This window comes from Catellatospora coxensis, from assembly GCF_016862635.1.
GTDB lineage: Bacteria > Actinomycetota > Actinomycetes > Mycobacteriales > Micromonosporaceae > Catellatospora > Catellatospora coxensis.
The window spans coordinates 14,645-29,596 of sequence record NZ_BONI01000053.1; the positions used below are offsets into that span (position 1 = coordinate 14,645).

Annotated in this window: 12 protein-coding genes; 3 read left to right on the forward strand and 9 right to left on the reverse strand. The window is 71.7% G+C overall.

All coding sequences use genetic code 11. The features are described from left to right. Window position 1: 1 nt before the first annotated feature. The 3 genes from Cco03nite_RS27400 to Cco03nite_RS27410 form a co-directional block, all read right to left on the reverse strand. Window positions 2-850, reverse strand: coding sequence for an ABC transporter permease (locus Cco03nite_RS27400; protein ID WP_203695115.1), 849 nt, complete (start codon window positions 848-850; stop codon window positions 2-4). After that, window positions 847-1,836, reverse strand: coding sequence for an ATP-binding cassette domain-containing protein (locus Cco03nite_RS27405; RefSeq protein WP_203695117.1), 990 nt, complete (start codon window positions 1,834-1,836; stop codon window positions 847-849). The genes Cco03nite_RS27400 and Cco03nite_RS27405 overlap by 4 nt, the downstream gene beginning before the upstream one ends. Before the next feature lie 157 nt (window positions 1,837-1,993). Next, the gene (locus Cco03nite_RS27410) at window positions 1,994-3,913 is read right to left on the reverse strand and encodes a family 43 glycosylhydrolase (RefSeq protein ID WP_239167705.1); all 1,920 of its coding nucleotides are present in this window, start codon (window positions 3,911-3,913) and stop codon (window positions 1,994-1,996) included. A gap of 240 nt (window positions 3,914-4,153) precedes the next feature. On the opposite strand from Cco03nite_RS27410, the gene Cco03nite_RS27415 reads away from it, so the two are divergent. Continuing rightward, on the forward strand, window positions 4,154-4,828 hold the full coding sequence (locus Cco03nite_RS27415) for an esterase/lipase family protein (RefSeq protein ID WP_203695119.1): 675 nt from the start codon (window positions 4,154-4,156) through the stop codon (window positions 4,826-4,828). Between the two features lie 87 nt (window positions 4,829-4,915). Here the strand turns inward: Cco03nite_RS27415 and Cco03nite_RS27420 are convergent, their stop codons facing one another. The 5 genes from Cco03nite_RS27420 to Cco03nite_RS27440 form a co-directional block, all read right to left on the reverse strand. After that, entirely contained in the window at window positions 4,916-5,272 is a 357-nt protein-coding gene (locus tag Cco03nite_RS27420) for a CU044_2847 family protein (RefSeq protein WP_203695121.1), read from the reverse strand. A 2-nt stretch (window positions 5,273-5,274) separates the two neighbouring features. Further along, a complete protein-coding gene (locus Cco03nite_RS27425) occupies window positions 5,275-9,399 on the reverse strand; it encodes an nSTAND1 domain-containing NTPase (protein ID WP_239167711.1) in 4,125 nt (1,374 codons plus the stop codon). A 106-nt stretch (window positions 9,400-9,505) separates the two neighbouring features. Beyond that, entirely contained in the window at window positions 9,506-9,940 is a 435-nt protein-coding gene (locus tag Cco03nite_RS27430) for a nitroreductase family deazaflavin-dependent oxidoreductase (protein ID WP_203695125.1), read from the reverse strand. Window positions 9,941-10,014: 74 nt separating this feature from the next. Beyond that, window positions 10,015-10,671 (reverse strand): hypothetical protein, encoded by a 657-nt coding sequence (locus Cco03nite_RS27435; protein WP_203695127.1) that lies wholly within the window; start codon window positions 10,669-10,671, stop codon window positions 10,015-10,017. A gap of 17 nt (window positions 10,672-10,688) precedes the next feature. Next, the gene (locus Cco03nite_RS27440) at window positions 10,689-11,273 is read right to left on the reverse strand and encodes a hypothetical protein (RefSeq protein ID WP_203695129.1); all 585 of its coding nucleotides are present in this window, start codon (window positions 11,271-11,273) and stop codon (window positions 10,689-10,691) included. Between the two features lie 237 nt (window positions 11,274-11,510). On the opposite strand from Cco03nite_RS27440, the gene Cco03nite_RS27445 reads away from it, so the two are divergent. Beyond that, window positions 11,511-13,868, forward strand: coding sequence for an FdhF/YdeP family oxidoreductase (locus Cco03nite_RS27445; protein ID WP_203695131.1), 2,358 nt, complete (start codon window positions 11,511-11,513; stop codon window positions 13,866-13,868). A gap of 3 nt (window positions 13,869-13,871) precedes the next feature. Here the strand turns inward: Cco03nite_RS27445 and Cco03nite_RS27450 are convergent, their stop codons facing one another. Next, a complete protein-coding gene (locus Cco03nite_RS27450; protein ID WP_203695133.1) occupies window positions 13,872-14,240 on the reverse strand; it encodes a winged helix-turn-helix transcriptional regulator in 369 nt (122 codons plus the stop codon). 106 nt (window positions 14,241-14,346) lie between these two features. Here Cco03nite_RS27450 and Cco03nite_RS27455 point away from each other — a divergent pair, with 106 nt between their 5' ends. After that, window positions 14,347-14,925, forward strand: coding sequence for an NADPH-dependent FMN reductase (locus Cco03nite_RS27455; protein WP_203695135.1), 579 nt, complete (start codon window positions 14,347-14,349; stop codon window positions 14,923-14,925). The last annotated feature ends 27 nt before the right edge of the window (window positions 14,926-14,952 follow it).

Consider the following 14,952-nt stretch of genomic DNA (forward strand, 5'->3'; position numbering starts at 1 on the left):
GTCATTTGCGGTTGTAGCGGTACATGGTCAGCGCGCCGAAGACCGCCGTGCAGGCCACGCTCGCGACCAGCACCCACGTGATCGCCCCGGCCTCGGGCGCGCCGGTCATCACCGAGCGCACCGCCGCCACCAGCTGGGTGATCGGATTGACGTCCACGAACGCCTGCAGCCAGCCCGGCATCGTGGTGGGCTGCACGAACACGTTGCTGAGGAACGTCAGCGGAAACAGCACCAGCATGCTGACGCCCATCACCGACTTCTCGCTGCGCAGGATGAGGCCGAGCCAGGTCCAGATCCAGGAGAACGCGAACGAGAACACCACCAGCAGCCCGATGCCGGCTGCCACGCCCATGACGCCGCCGCCGGGCCGGAAGCCGAGCACCAGGCCGACGCCCATGATCACGAGGGCGGCCAGCACGTAGCGCAGCAGGTCGCCGAAGATCATGCCGACCAGCGCGGCGGGCCGCCACACCGCCAGGGTGCGGAAGCGGTCGAAGACGCCCTTCTCGATGTCGGTGTTCAGGCCGACCCCGGTGTACATCGTGATCATGACGACGCTGGTGACCATGATGCCGGGCAGCAGGTACTGCAGGTACTCGCGCGGCGAACCGGCCAGCGCGCCGCCGAAAAGGTACGTGAACATCAGCGTCATGATGATCGGGAACATCGTGACGTCGAACAGCTGCTCAGGCACGTGCTTGATCTTCAGCATGGCCCGCCAGCCGAACGTCAGCGACGCCGACAGCGGCCCAGGCCGCCGCGGCTTCTCCCCCGGCGCGAGCACCGCGGCGATGGACTCGGCCGACGGCGTATAAGCGGTGCTCTCCGGGGCGACAGTCGCGGTACTCATGCCTTCTCCTCCGTTCGGGCGGCCTTGTCGGTCAGGGCCAGGAACACCTCGTCGAGGCTGGGCTGGCCGAGGGAGAACTCGTCGACGACGATGCCCGCGCCGGCCAGCTCCGCCAGGGCCCGCGAACCGGCCGCGGCGGCGTCCACAGCCGCGCCCGAGCCGCCGACGCGCGCGGTCAGCGCGACCGGGTCGGCCTCCTGCTGCACGGTCGTGTCCAGCACCTTCGCCAGCAGGCGCTCCGCCTCGGGGCGCTGGGCCGCGTCGCGCAGCCGCAGGTGCACGGTGCCCGCCCCGATCGAGGACTTGAGCTGCCCCGGCGTGCCCTCGGCGATGACCCGACCCTCGTCGATGACCGCGATCCGGCCCGCGAGCTGGTCGGCCTCGTCCAGGTACTGCGTGGTCAGCAGCACCGTCGTGCCCTGCGCCACCACCGCCCGGATGATCTCCCACACCTGGTTGCGGCTACGCGGGTCCAGGCCCGTCGTCGGCTCGTCCAGGAACAGCAGGTCGGGGGTGTTCAGGATGCTGGCGGCGATGTCGATGCGCCGCCGCATGCCGCCGGAGTACTTCTTCACCTGCCGGTCGGCCGCCTCGGTCAGCCCGAACGCGGCCAGCAGCTGCGCGGCGCGCTCGCGGGCGGCCGGTTTGCGGTAGCCGAGCAGCCGGCCGAGCAGGATCAGGTTCTCGGTGCCGGTCAGGTCCTCGTCGACCGAGGCGTACTGGCCGGTCAGGCTGACCCGGGTGCGCACCGCGTCGGCCTCGGTGCGCAGGTCGTGCCCGAACACCCGGGCCTCTCCCCCGTCGGGGCGCAGCAGCGTGGCCAGCATGCGCACCGCCGTGGTCTTGCCCGCCCCGTTGGGCCCGAGCAGGCCGTACACCGTCCCGGCGGGCACCGCCAGGTCCAGCCCGTCCACCGCCCGGGTCTTACCGAACGTCTTCACCAGCCCGGAGGTCTCCACCGCCAGGCCGGTTCGGTTCACCGCCATCACATTCCTCTCGTCCACCACGTCAACGCGGCCGGCTCGCACGGTGCGGCGACCCCGCCACCCGGTAGGCGCCAGACGCCCCGCCAGATCTGATCTGGCGGGGCGTGGAATCCACCGCCACCCGGTCAACCGAGGGCGGACGGCCGGCGGAAACGGGTCAGCCGAAGGCGCGCAGTTCGTAGATGCGGGTGGCGATGTCGGTGTTCTGGGCCGGGGTGACGACGTTCAGCCTGATGTACCGGCCGGTGACGCTGACCGGGTGGGTGCTGGTGGCGGCGGTGTTCGCGGTGGCGTTGACGGCCTGCGTCCAGGTCACCCCGTCGGCCGACACCGAGATGGTGAAGGCCCTGGTGTTCAGGGTCGCCGACTCCCCGCCCGCCTGGGCGTGGGCGACCTCGAACCGGTTGATCGCCCGGCTCGCGCCGAGGTCGACGCGCAGCCAGGCCCCGGTCACGGCGGAGCAGAACTTGTCGGTGTTGCCGCCGTTGACGGTGCCGTTGACGGCCTTCTCCGGGCCTTCGGCGGCCTGGCATGCGGTGGTGCCGGTCGCAGGGCGGCCCTGCGCCAGGTTGGTCCCGGAGCCGACAGGTGGGCTGACCGAGACGTTGTCGAAGGCGGCGGCGGCGTTGAACACGCGCAGCCCAGTCGCCCCGGTGGGGTAGGTCGCGTCCGTGACGTTGATCTTCGGCGTGACCATGTCGTCGACGTACACCTTGATCGAGGATCCGATCGCGGTCACCCGCAGCTTGTAGGTCGCGCCGACGGCGACGGTCATGGCCGTCGCCTGGAGTTGGGTCCAGTTGTTGTTGACCCGGCCGAGCACGACCCGGCCCGCGGGGCTGATGCCCGCGTAGTAACCGGTGTAACCGTCGGTGCCGGTGGTGGCGTTGGTGACCCGGAAGATGAGCCCGGCGTCGCCGCCGCCCGAGGTCACCGCCACGTCGGCGTCGTAGGTGACGTTGCCGAAGTTGGTGTCCAGCAGCGCCTTGCCGCCCAGCGAGTTCGCCGCCGCGTACCGGCCGCCGCTCGCGCCCCACGTGCCGCCGTAGGTTCGCCAGCCGAAGGCGTTGTTGTCGGCGAAGTCGTCGCGCACCCGCATGGTCACCGGGGCGATCGTGCCGTCGGCGTTGAAGACCATCCGGTCGTACGCGAGCTGCCGGTGGTTGCCGTCGGTCTCGCTGAGCGGCCGGCGGTGGTAGACGATGTACCAGGTGTCGGTGCCGGGGATGTTGACCACGGAGTTGTGCCCGGAGCCGCGGGCCACGGCGGCGTCCTGGGCGAGCACCTTGCCGAGCCGGGCGAACGGGCCCAGCGGCGAGTTCGCGATCGCGTACGCGACGGAGTAGTCGGGGCCGGTCCAGCCGCCCTCGGACCACATCAGGTAGTACTTCCCGTTGCGCTTGAACATCTGCGGGCCCTCGACGTAACCCGCGGGCGTGATCTCCTTGTAGACCGTGCCGTCGGCGTGCGTGCCGAGGCTGATCATGTCGGCGTTGAGCTTGACCACGTTCGCGTGGCCCCAGCCCCCGTAGAACATGTAGGCCTGACCGTCGTCGTCGATGAAGACGTCCTGGTCGATGGGCTGCGCGCCGTTCTGGAACCGGTCGATCAGCGGGCGGCCCAGCGCGTCGGCGTAGGGGCCCTGGGGCTGGGTCGCCACGGCCACGCCGATGCCGCCGAGGCTGCTGTTGTTCTGGATGTCGTTGGCGGCGAAGTAGAGGTAGTACTTGCCGTTGCGCTGGATCGGCGCGGGCGCCCACATCGCGTACGACGCCCAGGAGACGTTCGCCTTGGTCAGCACGTTGGGGTGCTTGGTCCAGTTGACGAGGTCGGTGGAGGAGAAGGCGTCCAGGTAGGTCTGCTCGGCGTAGCTCTTCGAGGTCGTCGGGAACACCCAGTAGCGGTCGCCGTAGACGACCGTGTCGGGATCGGCGTACCAGCCGTCGGCGAACGGGTTGCCCGCCTCGCTGGTGGTGTAGTCCGGCGGCACGGCCGAGGCCGCGGGCGCGCCGAGCAGCATCCCGGCGAGGACGGCGAGGACGGTGGCGGCGGCGATGCGGCAGGGACGGTTGCCCATCGGCGGTCTCCCATCAGTGGGTCGGGTCGGCTTCGTTCACGTTCCCTCCCGAATCAACGGAATCAAACACGCGGGAACGCGAGTGGCCGCCGTACCACCGGTCGTCACTATACGTCTAAACATCGCCATCTGACGATGCCTGATATGGATCCCAGACCGGCGATTACGCCGATGCAGACAGCCGGGCGCTGCTCCGATGCTCGTGGACACCACACGCACCGTCCCACCGAAGGGCTCCCCATGCGTATCCGCCAACGTCTCATCGCCGCCGGCGCGGCCCTGCTCGCCGCCGCGGCGCTCGTGGTCGCCCCCGCGACGCCCGCCAGCGCGGCTACCAGCACACCGGTGATCTTCGTGCACGGCTTCATCGGCAACTCGTCGAACTGGACGACCGCGCTGTCGGTCTTCCGGGCCGGCGGCTTCACCCGCCTCTACACGTACGACTACAACTGGGCCGGCTCCAACCAGATCAGCGCCGCCGGGCTGCGCGACAAGGTGAACCAGGTCAAGGCGCAGACCGGCGCGTCGAAGGTCGCCATCGTGAACCACTCGATGGGCGGCCTGGTCACCCGCTGGTACCTGGAGGAGCTGGGCGGCTCGGCCAACGTCAGCCACGTCGCCTCGATCGCCGGCGCGAACCACGGCACCACCTACGCCGGCGCGTGCCTGATCAACGTCTCGTGCATCGAGATGTACCCGGGCTCGCTGTTCCTGCTCGACCTCGCCGACGGCGACGAGACGCCCGGCACGGCCAAGTACGGCACCTGGTACTCGGCCTGCGACGGCATCATCATCCCGTACACCAGCACCCGCCTGACCGGGGCCACGAACAACAACGTGCTGTGCGAGACCCACCTGGGTTTCCTCACCAACACCAACGTCCTCACCCAGATCCGCAGCTTCATCGCGGCCTGAGGAAAGGAAGGGCACCTTCCACAACGTATACGTTGTGGAAGGTGCCCTTCCTTTCGCTAGTGGCGGGAACGGCCAGGTCGGGCGGGGTTACTCGCCCGGCTGGCGGGGGTTCGGGACCGGGCCGCGTTCGGGGCCGGACCACTCCATGGTCAGGGTGAGGTGGCCCTCGCTGGCGGCTTTGGCGATCACCACGCCGGATTCAGCCGTGATTTTGATGCCGATCTCGACGGTGAACTTGTCCGGCCGCCGGGGCAGCGAGCCGACCTGGTCGGTCACGGACTGGATCACCGGGCGCAGCCGGCTCATCATGGTCTGGAAGCTGTCCCGCGCGGTGGTGATGTGGTCGCCGACCCCGGCCTCGACCAGCTCGTCGCGCTCGCCGTCGCTCGGCTCGACCAGCAGCCGGGTGCCGTCCTCCAGGGTCACTTCGATCAGCGGTTGCATGCTCAGCCTTTCCAGCCGGGGCAGATGTCGTCGTCGTCGGGTTCGGCCGCGGCGGCGCGGCGTTCGGCGTCGGTCAGCCCCCGACCGACCACCTCGCACAGGTGCCGCCGCCACTCCTGCGGGTCGAGGGCGAACTGCCGCAGTCCGAACTTGACGCCGCTGACGGTCAAGGTCGTCGCCGCCCCGTCGACGGCGGTGCCGCCCTGCCGGTACTCCTCGAGGTCTGCCGATGGGGGCAGCACCAGCGTGCGCAGCACGCTCGGGCCGGTCACCTCCCACACCGCCAACTGCTCGCCGTTCTGCAGGTAGACCGTGTCGCCATGGAAGTTCTGCAGCCGGCAGCAGACGTTGGCGAGCTGGGGGTTCGTGGGCGCCGTCAGCGTCGCGGCAATCTTCAGGCGGGCCAGGTCGATGATGCCGACCTGGCCCCGTTCGCTGGAGACGGCCAGCCGCTCGCCGCGATCGTCGAAGGCCAGCTGCATCACGCTGTTGAACTCGTCGAAGCGGAGCGGGTCGCCGTAGCGCTTGCCGTCCTCGGCGTTCCACAGCGTGACGACGCCGCCGGACGTGTTCACCGCCAGCAGGTGCCGCTGTTCGTCGTAGGCGCAGGTGCCGTTGCGGGCCTTGGTGTCGATGCCGGGCTCGCCGCTGAGGTCGACCGGTTCCAGCGGGCGCAGGCTCGGATAGTCCCAGCGGCGGATCACGCTGCCGTTGAAGTGGATCAGCCTGCCGGCGGTGCGGACCACGCAGGCCCAGCCCAGCCGGGAGCCCGCCGCCTCGCCCAGGCGCGGGCTCGCCGGGGTGGCCAGCTCGTGCCGCACCACGGTCGGATCGTGCAGGTCACGCAGCGACAGGGTGGTGTCGTCGGCGTCGGCGGTGAACAGGTAGCGGTCGTCGGCGATCAGCACCCGCTCGGTCGCGGGCAACGCGCTGTCCACCCGGCGGCCGGACGGCAGCTGCCACAGCCGGTTCGGGGTCGCCGCCCGATCGACGGCCAGCGGGCCGATCGGGAACGCCCGCTGCGCGCCGGGCGCGACGAGGTCCGCGCCGAGCTCGGTCAGCGCCGCTCGCGGCACGTCGGACAGCATGACCCCGCCGTCGGCCGCGTGCGCCACCAGCCAGCCCCCGTCGTGCGGCACCGCGACCGGCACGACCCGCTGGTCGGGCCTCTCCCCGCCGAGCCGGGGCAGTGCCAGCACGCCGGTGTCGCCGCTGCCGGTCGCGACGACCTGCACGGCCTGGCTGGCGGAGGTCGCCTCGAACACGAGGCTCAGCAGGACCTCGCCCCCGGGGTCGAACCCGAGCTGATTGCCGAACAGGGCGTTGCACGGCGTCGTCAGCTCGCGCGTCTGCCGCATCGCTGGCAGCTCGAACAGCCGCATCGTGCCCTTGGCGGAGAATTTCGGGCAGCGCACGACCTGCCTGCCGTCCGGGCTGACGCCCACCACGTCGTCGCTGATCCGCGCCGCGGCCCTGCCCGCCTTGACGTCCCACACCACGGTGTCGCCGGACGCCGAGGACCGGAGCAGCACGGTGTCGGTGTCGGGGCCGAACCAGGCGTACTCCACCTCGGTCGGCGGCAGCTCGATCTCCGTCCCGTCACGCGGGTCCCAGATCATCGCCCGGACGGGGTCGTCCTCGTGCCGGCGCACCAACAGCAGCAGCCGCTGCCCGGACGGGTCGAACCGCTCGAGCCGTACGCCGGTGTTCTCGGCGAGCGGCAGGCTCTTCCGGTCACCCTTCTCGTCGATGACCGTCACGCCTTCCGCGCTGCTGTACGCGATCCGCCTGCCCGACCGGTCGGTGATCACGTCCGAGGCGAGTTCGTCGAGCACGACCGAGACGGGCCGACCGCCGCCGTCGAGCTGCCAGCGGCGCAGCGAGCCGTCGGCGGTCAGCAGCGCGGGCGGGTCGGCGGCGACGGCCAGGGCGGTCACGTTCGCGGTGCCCGGCAGGATCCGGCTGACCTGGTGGAGCTGCGCGTACACCTGGAACAGCGCGCCGGCCGACTCGGGCAGCGGCTTGTCGTGGTAGGCGGCAAGCGCGGTCAGCGCCGCCTTGTTCAGGTCGGTCGAGGTGTACCGCAGCGCCTGCACCGCCTGGTCGCGGGCGCTCGCGTCGCGCAGCCGCGCCTGCAGGTCCTCGCCACGCTGCTGCAGCCGCACCGCGAACGCGGTCGTCGCCACCAGCAGCAGCACCACCACCCCGGCGACCGACCGCCAGGCCAGGCCGAACAGCCGGCTGCGGCGGCGGCTGGCGAGGATGAAGTCGCGGTCCTGCTGGGTGAGCTCGTCGCCGCTGGTACGCAGCCACTCCCGGGCCGCGTCCAGGCGCGCGCCGCGCAGCGGTTCCTGCTGCTCGCGGCTGACGCGCAGGGTCTCGTACCACTGCCAGAACTCCGCCGACTCCTTCAGCCAGTCTTCGAGGCGCTGCCAGCGGCGGGTCAGCGCGTCGTGGGTCAGCTCGTAGGTGACCGCCCCGGAGTCGCGGTCCTGCGACGTCACGACCAGCCGGGCGGCGGCCAGCTCCCGGGCGACGGCCAGCATCGGCGGGGTAAGGTCCTGGGCGCGCACCGGGCGGCGTAGCGCGGTCCCGGCGGCGGTCGGCTGCACCAGCCGCAGCATCAGCGAGCGCACCGCGGGCAGCTCGGCCTGCGGGATGCGCTCGCGCAGCACCTCTTCGGCGTACCCGGCGATGACGCCGCCGACGCCGCCGAGCGCGTCGTACGTCTCGTGGGTGAGCACGTCGCCGGGCTCGGACCGCCACAGCCGCTCCAGCAGGAACTCCACCATCGGCAGCGCGCCGGCGGTCGCGCCCGCGTCGGCGAGGATGCGGTCCACCAGCCGCGGCTCGGCGGTGCGGCCCGCGGCCGCGAGCGGCCCCTCGACCGCCTCGCGCAGCGCGTCGCCGGTCAGCGGGGCGAGGTACGTGATGGCGTGCGTCCATGCCGCGCCGAGCCCGGACAGTGCCGCCGCCTGGTCCAGGAAGTCCGAGCGCAGCGTGACGATGACCCGGACGGTGCGGGTCGACTCCCACAGCGCCCGCAGCAGCGTGAACAGTTCCGTCGCCTGCGCGGGCTCGTGGCCGACGAGTTCTTCGAGCTGGTCGACGACGATGACGAGGCGCTGCGCGTACGCCCGGTCGAGGGCCTGGACGACGAGGTCGCCGATCCGGCCGGCCCGCAGTGCGGCGGCGATCTCGGCCGGGGTGGCGTCGGGCAGGTCGAACGCCTGCGCCAGGGCTCGGGTGAGCACGCTCTCGGCGGTGACACCGGCCGCGACGCGCAGGCCGACGATGATCGCGGGCCGGGTCCGCAGCCGCGGCAACACCCCGGCCGACAGCAGCGACGACTTGCCCGTGCCGGACGCGCCGTTGAGCACCGTGAACGGCTCCCGCCACACGGTCTCGGCCAGCTCGGCGGCCTCGGTGGCCCGGCCGAAGTAGAGCGGGGCGTCCTGCTCCCGGAACGGTTCCAGTCCTCGGAACGGGCTGTCGTCCCACCGGCCCGGCGGTTCGGCCCACCCGGCCAGCTCGGGCGCCGCGGCGAGCAGCGCGGCCGCGGGCTGGGCGTATGCCGTACGCCGCCCGGCCAGCGCCTCGGTCGCGACGATCATGCCAGTCACGGCCTGGCGGTCGTCGTCCCAGACGGGGCCGCCGCTGAACCCCTGCGTCGCCCAGAAACCGGCGTTGCGGTCGTCGTCGATCTGCAGCCAGCCGGAGCCCTGCCGGCCGTGCATGGTGCCGACGGCCCACACGCCGTCGGGGTGGTGCTCGGGGAAGCCGAACATGCGGCACCGGTGGCCCCAGGCGTCCGGCTCGTCGACCAGGCGCACCGGCCGCACCGCCTCGGGGGCGGGTTCGGTCAGCCGCAGCACGGCGATGTCGGACTCCCGCCGGGGCTGCCACACCTCGACCACGGCCGTGCCGCTGGTGCCGGTCGCCAGGAAACGGACCGTGACCTGCGTACCCACGCCGGGCTCGCCGGACGTGCGGGCGAGCAGCTTGGTGATCACGTGTGCGGCGGTGCAGACCAGGTCCGGCGCGGCCAGGAAGCCGGCCCCGACCGGGTGGCCGTTCGGGACGTCGATCGAGACCATGCTCGTGTGCAGCCGTTGCTCGGCGGACATGCCCGCCACGCCCCCTCCGGACCGGTCGGCGCGGAGCGGCCCCGGCCCGACGAAGACTCCATATTAGAGGCTCGCCGGGTGGGGCACGGTCCCGGAGGGCGTGCGGTCAGGCGGGGTCGAGGACGAACACCGGGATCTCGCGGGTGACCCGCTGCTGGTAGTCGGCGTAGGTCGGGAAGGCCTCCACCGCCCGGTCCCACCACACGCGACGCTCGTCGCCGGTGGCCAGGTGCGCGGTGTACGCCCGGCGGTCCGGCCCGTCCTGCAGCAGCACCTCGGGGTCGGCGACGATGTTGTGGTACCAGTCGGGGTTGCTCGGCCGCCCGCCGACCGACGCCACGATGGCGTAGCTGCCGCCGTGCTCGACCCGCATCAGCGGGGTCTTGCGGATCTTCCCGGACCTCGCGCCGCGCATGGTCACGACGACGACGGGCTTGCCCATGATCGTGGTGCCCTTCGTGCCGCCACTGGACTCGTAGGTCTCGACCTGCTTGACCGACATGTCCCAGGTTCCGGGTACGTACTCCCCTGTCAGCTCCATTCGTCACACTTTAGGGCGGAACGCAGCCGATCGCGCGACCGGTGCCGGCCGCGCGATCGGTGTCCTGCCTGGTGCTAGCCGACCTGGCGGATCTTGGCCGCGTACTCCGCGACCGTGTCCGCGCCGCCCCAGGCCGTGCCGAGCTCGCCCGGCTCGGCGCCCAGGCCGAACATCACGGTGTCGGCCGTGCCCTGCAGCCAGAGCCCGTCGGTGTACGCCGCGAACAGCGGGGCCGCGGCCGGCACCGTGGTGGGCCGGACGACGGTGGCCCCGCCGCCCGGGGTCCAGCCGGCGAGGTTGTCGAGCACCGCGACGACCTTCGGGTTCGCGTTGGCACCGGCCAGCGCCTCGGGGCTGACCGCCTTGTTCTTGAGCACCTGCACGAACACCTTGCCGTTGTGCACCTGCGCCGGGTTGCCGGCCACCACGCGGTCGACGGTGACGACCAGCGTGACATAAGCGCCGTCCCAGCGCTCGGTGTACGCGGTGTTGGCGAACTGCAGGTCGATGCCGGTGGTCACCCCGGTGAGGGTGCCCTCGACGATCAGCTCACCCGCGGCGATCGCGGCCGCCGGGGTCGCCAGCGGCGTGTAGTCGACGTCGACGCCCCTGGTGACCAGGGCCGCGAACGGCTCCGCCGAGGCCGGCGCGCGGTCGCCCGCGCAGCCCGCGGCGAACAGGCTCAGTGCCGCGGCCAGCGCCAGGGCCGGCAGAGAATGGATCTTGCGCATGACGGTTCCTCTCCCGCTCAGTAGGCGGCGTTGATGTCGGCGATCTCGTCGGCGCAGTAGGTGCGCCACTGCAGGGTGGCGTCGGGCACCTGGCCCGACATCATCGCGCAGTCGGGGTCGTGGTCCAGGCCGACGCTGTGGCCGACCTCGTGCACCGCGGTCTTGCGCCGGTCCTCCCAGTCGAACGCGCCGACGTCGAGCTCGGCGTAGTCGAGGGTGAGGTCGGAGGAGGTGCAGATGCCGTTCGGGCTCTCCAGCCAGCAGCTGCGGGTGCCGCGGACGCCTGCGGCGAGGTTCAGCTCCCACCACCACACGTCGGTCTCCATGAAGGAGCAGGTCGGCGGGTCGATCGGGAACAGGTCGTCCATGTCGGTGGTGTTGCCGAGCACCGCCATGGCGTACGCGCCGACCGACGCGTCCGTGGTGAAGCCGCTGGTGTAGCAGTAGGTGTGCGTCGCGTTGTCGGCGAGCGTGCTGTCGCCGTTGTCGGGGAACGCGTACGCCGATCCGGGCGTGGCGAGCAGCAGGGCCGCCGCGCACGCCATGGCGAGTCCGGCGAGCGAGAACCTGCTCCCCGCTCGCCGGGTGACGTTCGTTGCCATCTGACTTCCCTTCGTGGGGTCGGTTGACGACCACGGTCGCGAGGGGGTGTCAGCGCGGCGTCACGGCTCGGTCATGGCGGGTTTGCCGGAACCCGCCCCGGGCCGGGCCGGCGGGCATAAAATGATCTCCATCTGCGCCGGTCGCTGCCCCTGAGGAGGCGGCCCGGCGACTGAAGTCGCGGCACAGGCCCTCCGGCGCCGACCGGTTCCGGCAGGCGCGCGAGGAAGGCGGATCCGATGGCACCGTCACCCGACCCGGCAGCCGACACCGAACAGCTGATGATGGGCGCCGTGCCCGGCGCGGCCGCGCTGGGCCGCGGCCCGGTGCCGGACGGCGACCACTCGCGGCACGAGTACCACCACCCGGCGGCGGGCTGGGGCGCGGCGCGCAGCGTCGGCAAGGTGCTGCTGCGCAGCCCGGAGCCGGTGGAGGGCATCCGGGCGCTGCTGGTGATGAACCAGGAGGACGGCGGTTTCGACTGCCCCGGCTGCGCCTGGCCGGACGACCCGACCGGCCTGCGGCTGGACATCTGCGAGAACGGCGTCAAGCACGTCACCTGGGAGATGACCCCGCCCCGGGCCGACCGCGACTTCTTCGCCGCGCACACCGTCACCGAACTGGCCAGGTGGACCGACCACGACCTGGAGGCGGTCGGCCGGCTGGCCGAGCCGATGACCTACGACCCGGACACCGACCACTACGTGCCGATCTCCTGGGACGACGCGTTCGCCCTGGTCGGTGACGTGTTACGCGGGCTGGCCAGCCCGCACGAGGCGGCGTTCTACACGTCCGGGCGGCTGAGCAACGAGGCGACGTTCCTCTACCAGCTGTGGGTACGCGAGTTCGGCACCAACAACCTGCCGGACTGCTCGAACATGTGCCACGAGGCCAGCGGCCGGGCGCTGACCGCGGCGATCGGCTCGGGCAAGGGCACCACCGACCTGGAGGACTGGGAGCAGGCCGACGCGATCTGGCTGATGGGCGACAACGCGGCCAGCAACGCGCCCCGCATGCTGACCTGGCTCGCCGAGGCCGACCGGCGCGGCGCGGCCCTGGTGCACATCAACCCGCTGATCGAGGCGGCCTCGCGGCGCACCATCGTGCCGCACGAGTTCGTCGACATGGCCACCTTCCGCACCACCCGCACCGGCACCCGTAACGTCCAGGTCCGCATCGGCGGCGACCTGGCCCTGATGCGCGGCGTCGCCAAGGCGGTGCTGGAAGCCGCCGACAGCGACCCGGCCGCGCTCGACCGGGACTTCATCGACACGCACACGTCCGGCTTCGACGAGTACCGCGCGGTCGTCGCGGCCACGCCGTGGGCCGACATCGTGCGGGGCTCCGGCATCGCCGAGGCCGACATCCGCGCCCTGGCCGCGTCGTACCTGGCCTCGCAGCGCGTCATCATCGCGTGGTGCCTCGGGCTGACCCAGCACGAGCACGGCGTGGAAACCGTCCGCGAGATCACCAACGTGCTGCTGCTGCGCGGCAACATCGGCCGCCCGGGGGCGGGACCCGCGCCGGTGCGCGGGCACAGCAACGTGCAGGGCAACCGCACCTGCGGCGTCAACCACCGGCCGACCCCGGCCTTCCTGGACAAGCTGGCGCAGGTGTGCGGGATCGACCCGCCGCGCGAGCACGGCCTGGGCACCGTGGCGGCGATCCAGGCGATGCAGCGGCGCGAGGTGAAGGTGTTCGTCGCCATGGGCGGCAACTTCGTGCTGGCCGCGCCGGACCTGCCGCGCACCTTCGAGGCGATGCGCAACTGCGACCTGACCGTGCAGGTGAGCACCAAGCTCAACCGCAGCCACGTGGTGCACGGGCGGCGCGCCCTGATCCTGCCCTGCCTCGGCCGGTCCGAACGCGATCAGCAGGCCACCGGCGAGCAGGGCGTCACCGTCGAGGACTCGATGGCGATGGTGCACATCTCGTACGGCATGAAGGACCCCGCCTCACCGCAGCTGCGCTCGGAGTGCTCGATCCTCGGCGGCATGGCCCGGGCCACCCTGCCCGGCAGCCGCACGCCCTGGCAGGACTACGTCGACGACTACGACCGCATCCGCGACACCATGTCGCAGGTGCTGCCCGGGTTCGAGGACTTCAACGCCCGTGCCCGCCGCCCGCACGGGTTCCGGATCGCCCAGCCGGCCCGCGAGCGCGACTTCCTGACGCCGTCGGGGCGGGCCGAGTTCTGGTCCGGGCCGCTGCCCGACGACGTCGATCCGGGCGAGGGCCGGCTGATGCTGACCACGGTGCGCTCGCACGACCAGTTCAACACCAGCATCTACTCCAACGACGACCGCTACCGCGGCGTCAAGGGCCTGCGCACGGTGATCTTCATGAACGCCGACGACATGCGCGAACGCGGGCTGTCCGACTTCGACCTGATCGACGTGACCAGCTTCTCCAAGGACGGCACCCGGCGCACCCTATACGGCTACCGGGCGGTCGAGTACATGGTCCCGCCGGGCAACGCGGCCGGCTACATGCCGGAGCTGAACGTGCTGTGCGGCCTGGCCGACATCAGCACCGAGAGCGAGCAGCCGGTGACCAAACACCTGGTGGTCGAGGTGGTCAAGCAGGCGGCCGCCTGACGGTCACTCCTGGTGCACGAACACGCCCGGGTTGCGGGCGGTCCAGTCGAACAGCGGCTGCAGCGCGTCCATCAACTCGACGCCGCGGGCGGTGGGCGTGTACAGGATCTGCACCGGGGTGCTGGGGATGACCTGGCGTTCGATCAGGCCGTGCTGTTCGAGTTCGCGCAGGCGCTGGGTCAGCACGCGGTCGGAGATGCCCTCGGCGAAGGCCCGGTAGTGCCCGAACCGGCGCGCGCCGCGCCGCCCGGCGAGCATGATCATGCCGACCCAGCGGCGGCCCAGCAGTTCGAGGACCGGCTGGAAGCCGCGGCAAGCGGCGTCGCTGGCGTCGTGGTGGTCGGGCACGTAGGCGGAGATCTTCGCAGGCACTTACCCATGGTAAGTAGCTAACCCGAGTTTTGCCCACCCGGGCAGGTCCCGGCCAAGCTGGGGAAACGCGGTGATCAATGCCGCGTGGCCACGAAGGGACCATCACATGCTCATCCAGGTCATCAACGGAACGACCCGCGAGGGGCGGTTCAGCGAGCGGATCGCCCACTGGGTGCTGGAGTTCGGCCGGCAGTACGAGGGGGTCGAATTCGAGCTGGTCGACCTGCGCGACCATCCGCTGCCGTTCTTCGACGGGGCCGCCCCCATGTGGACCCCGCGGCAGTACGCCGACGAGGCGGTGGCACGGTTCGGCCGGACGGTGGACCGCGCCGACGGCTTCATCTTCCTGACCGCCGAGTACAACCACGGCTACTCCGCGGTGCTCAAGAACGCCCTGGACTGGACGTACGCGGAATGGCACCGCAAGCCGGCCAGTTTCGTCGGCTGGGGCGGCGTCGGCGGGGCGCGGGCGATCGAGCAGCTGCGGCAGGTCACCGTCGAGTTCGAGATGGCCCCGCTGCGGCACGCGGTGCACATCGCGCCCGAGATCTACCTGCCCGCCCGCGACCAGGCCGACCCGACCGACACGGCGGTGTTCGCCCCGGCCGAGCCGTTCCTGAAGCTGCTCGCCGACGACCTGCTGTGGTGGGCCGGCGCGCTGCGCGCCGCGCGTACCGCGTCCTGATCCGGAGCCGGGGTGCGGCCCGCGCCG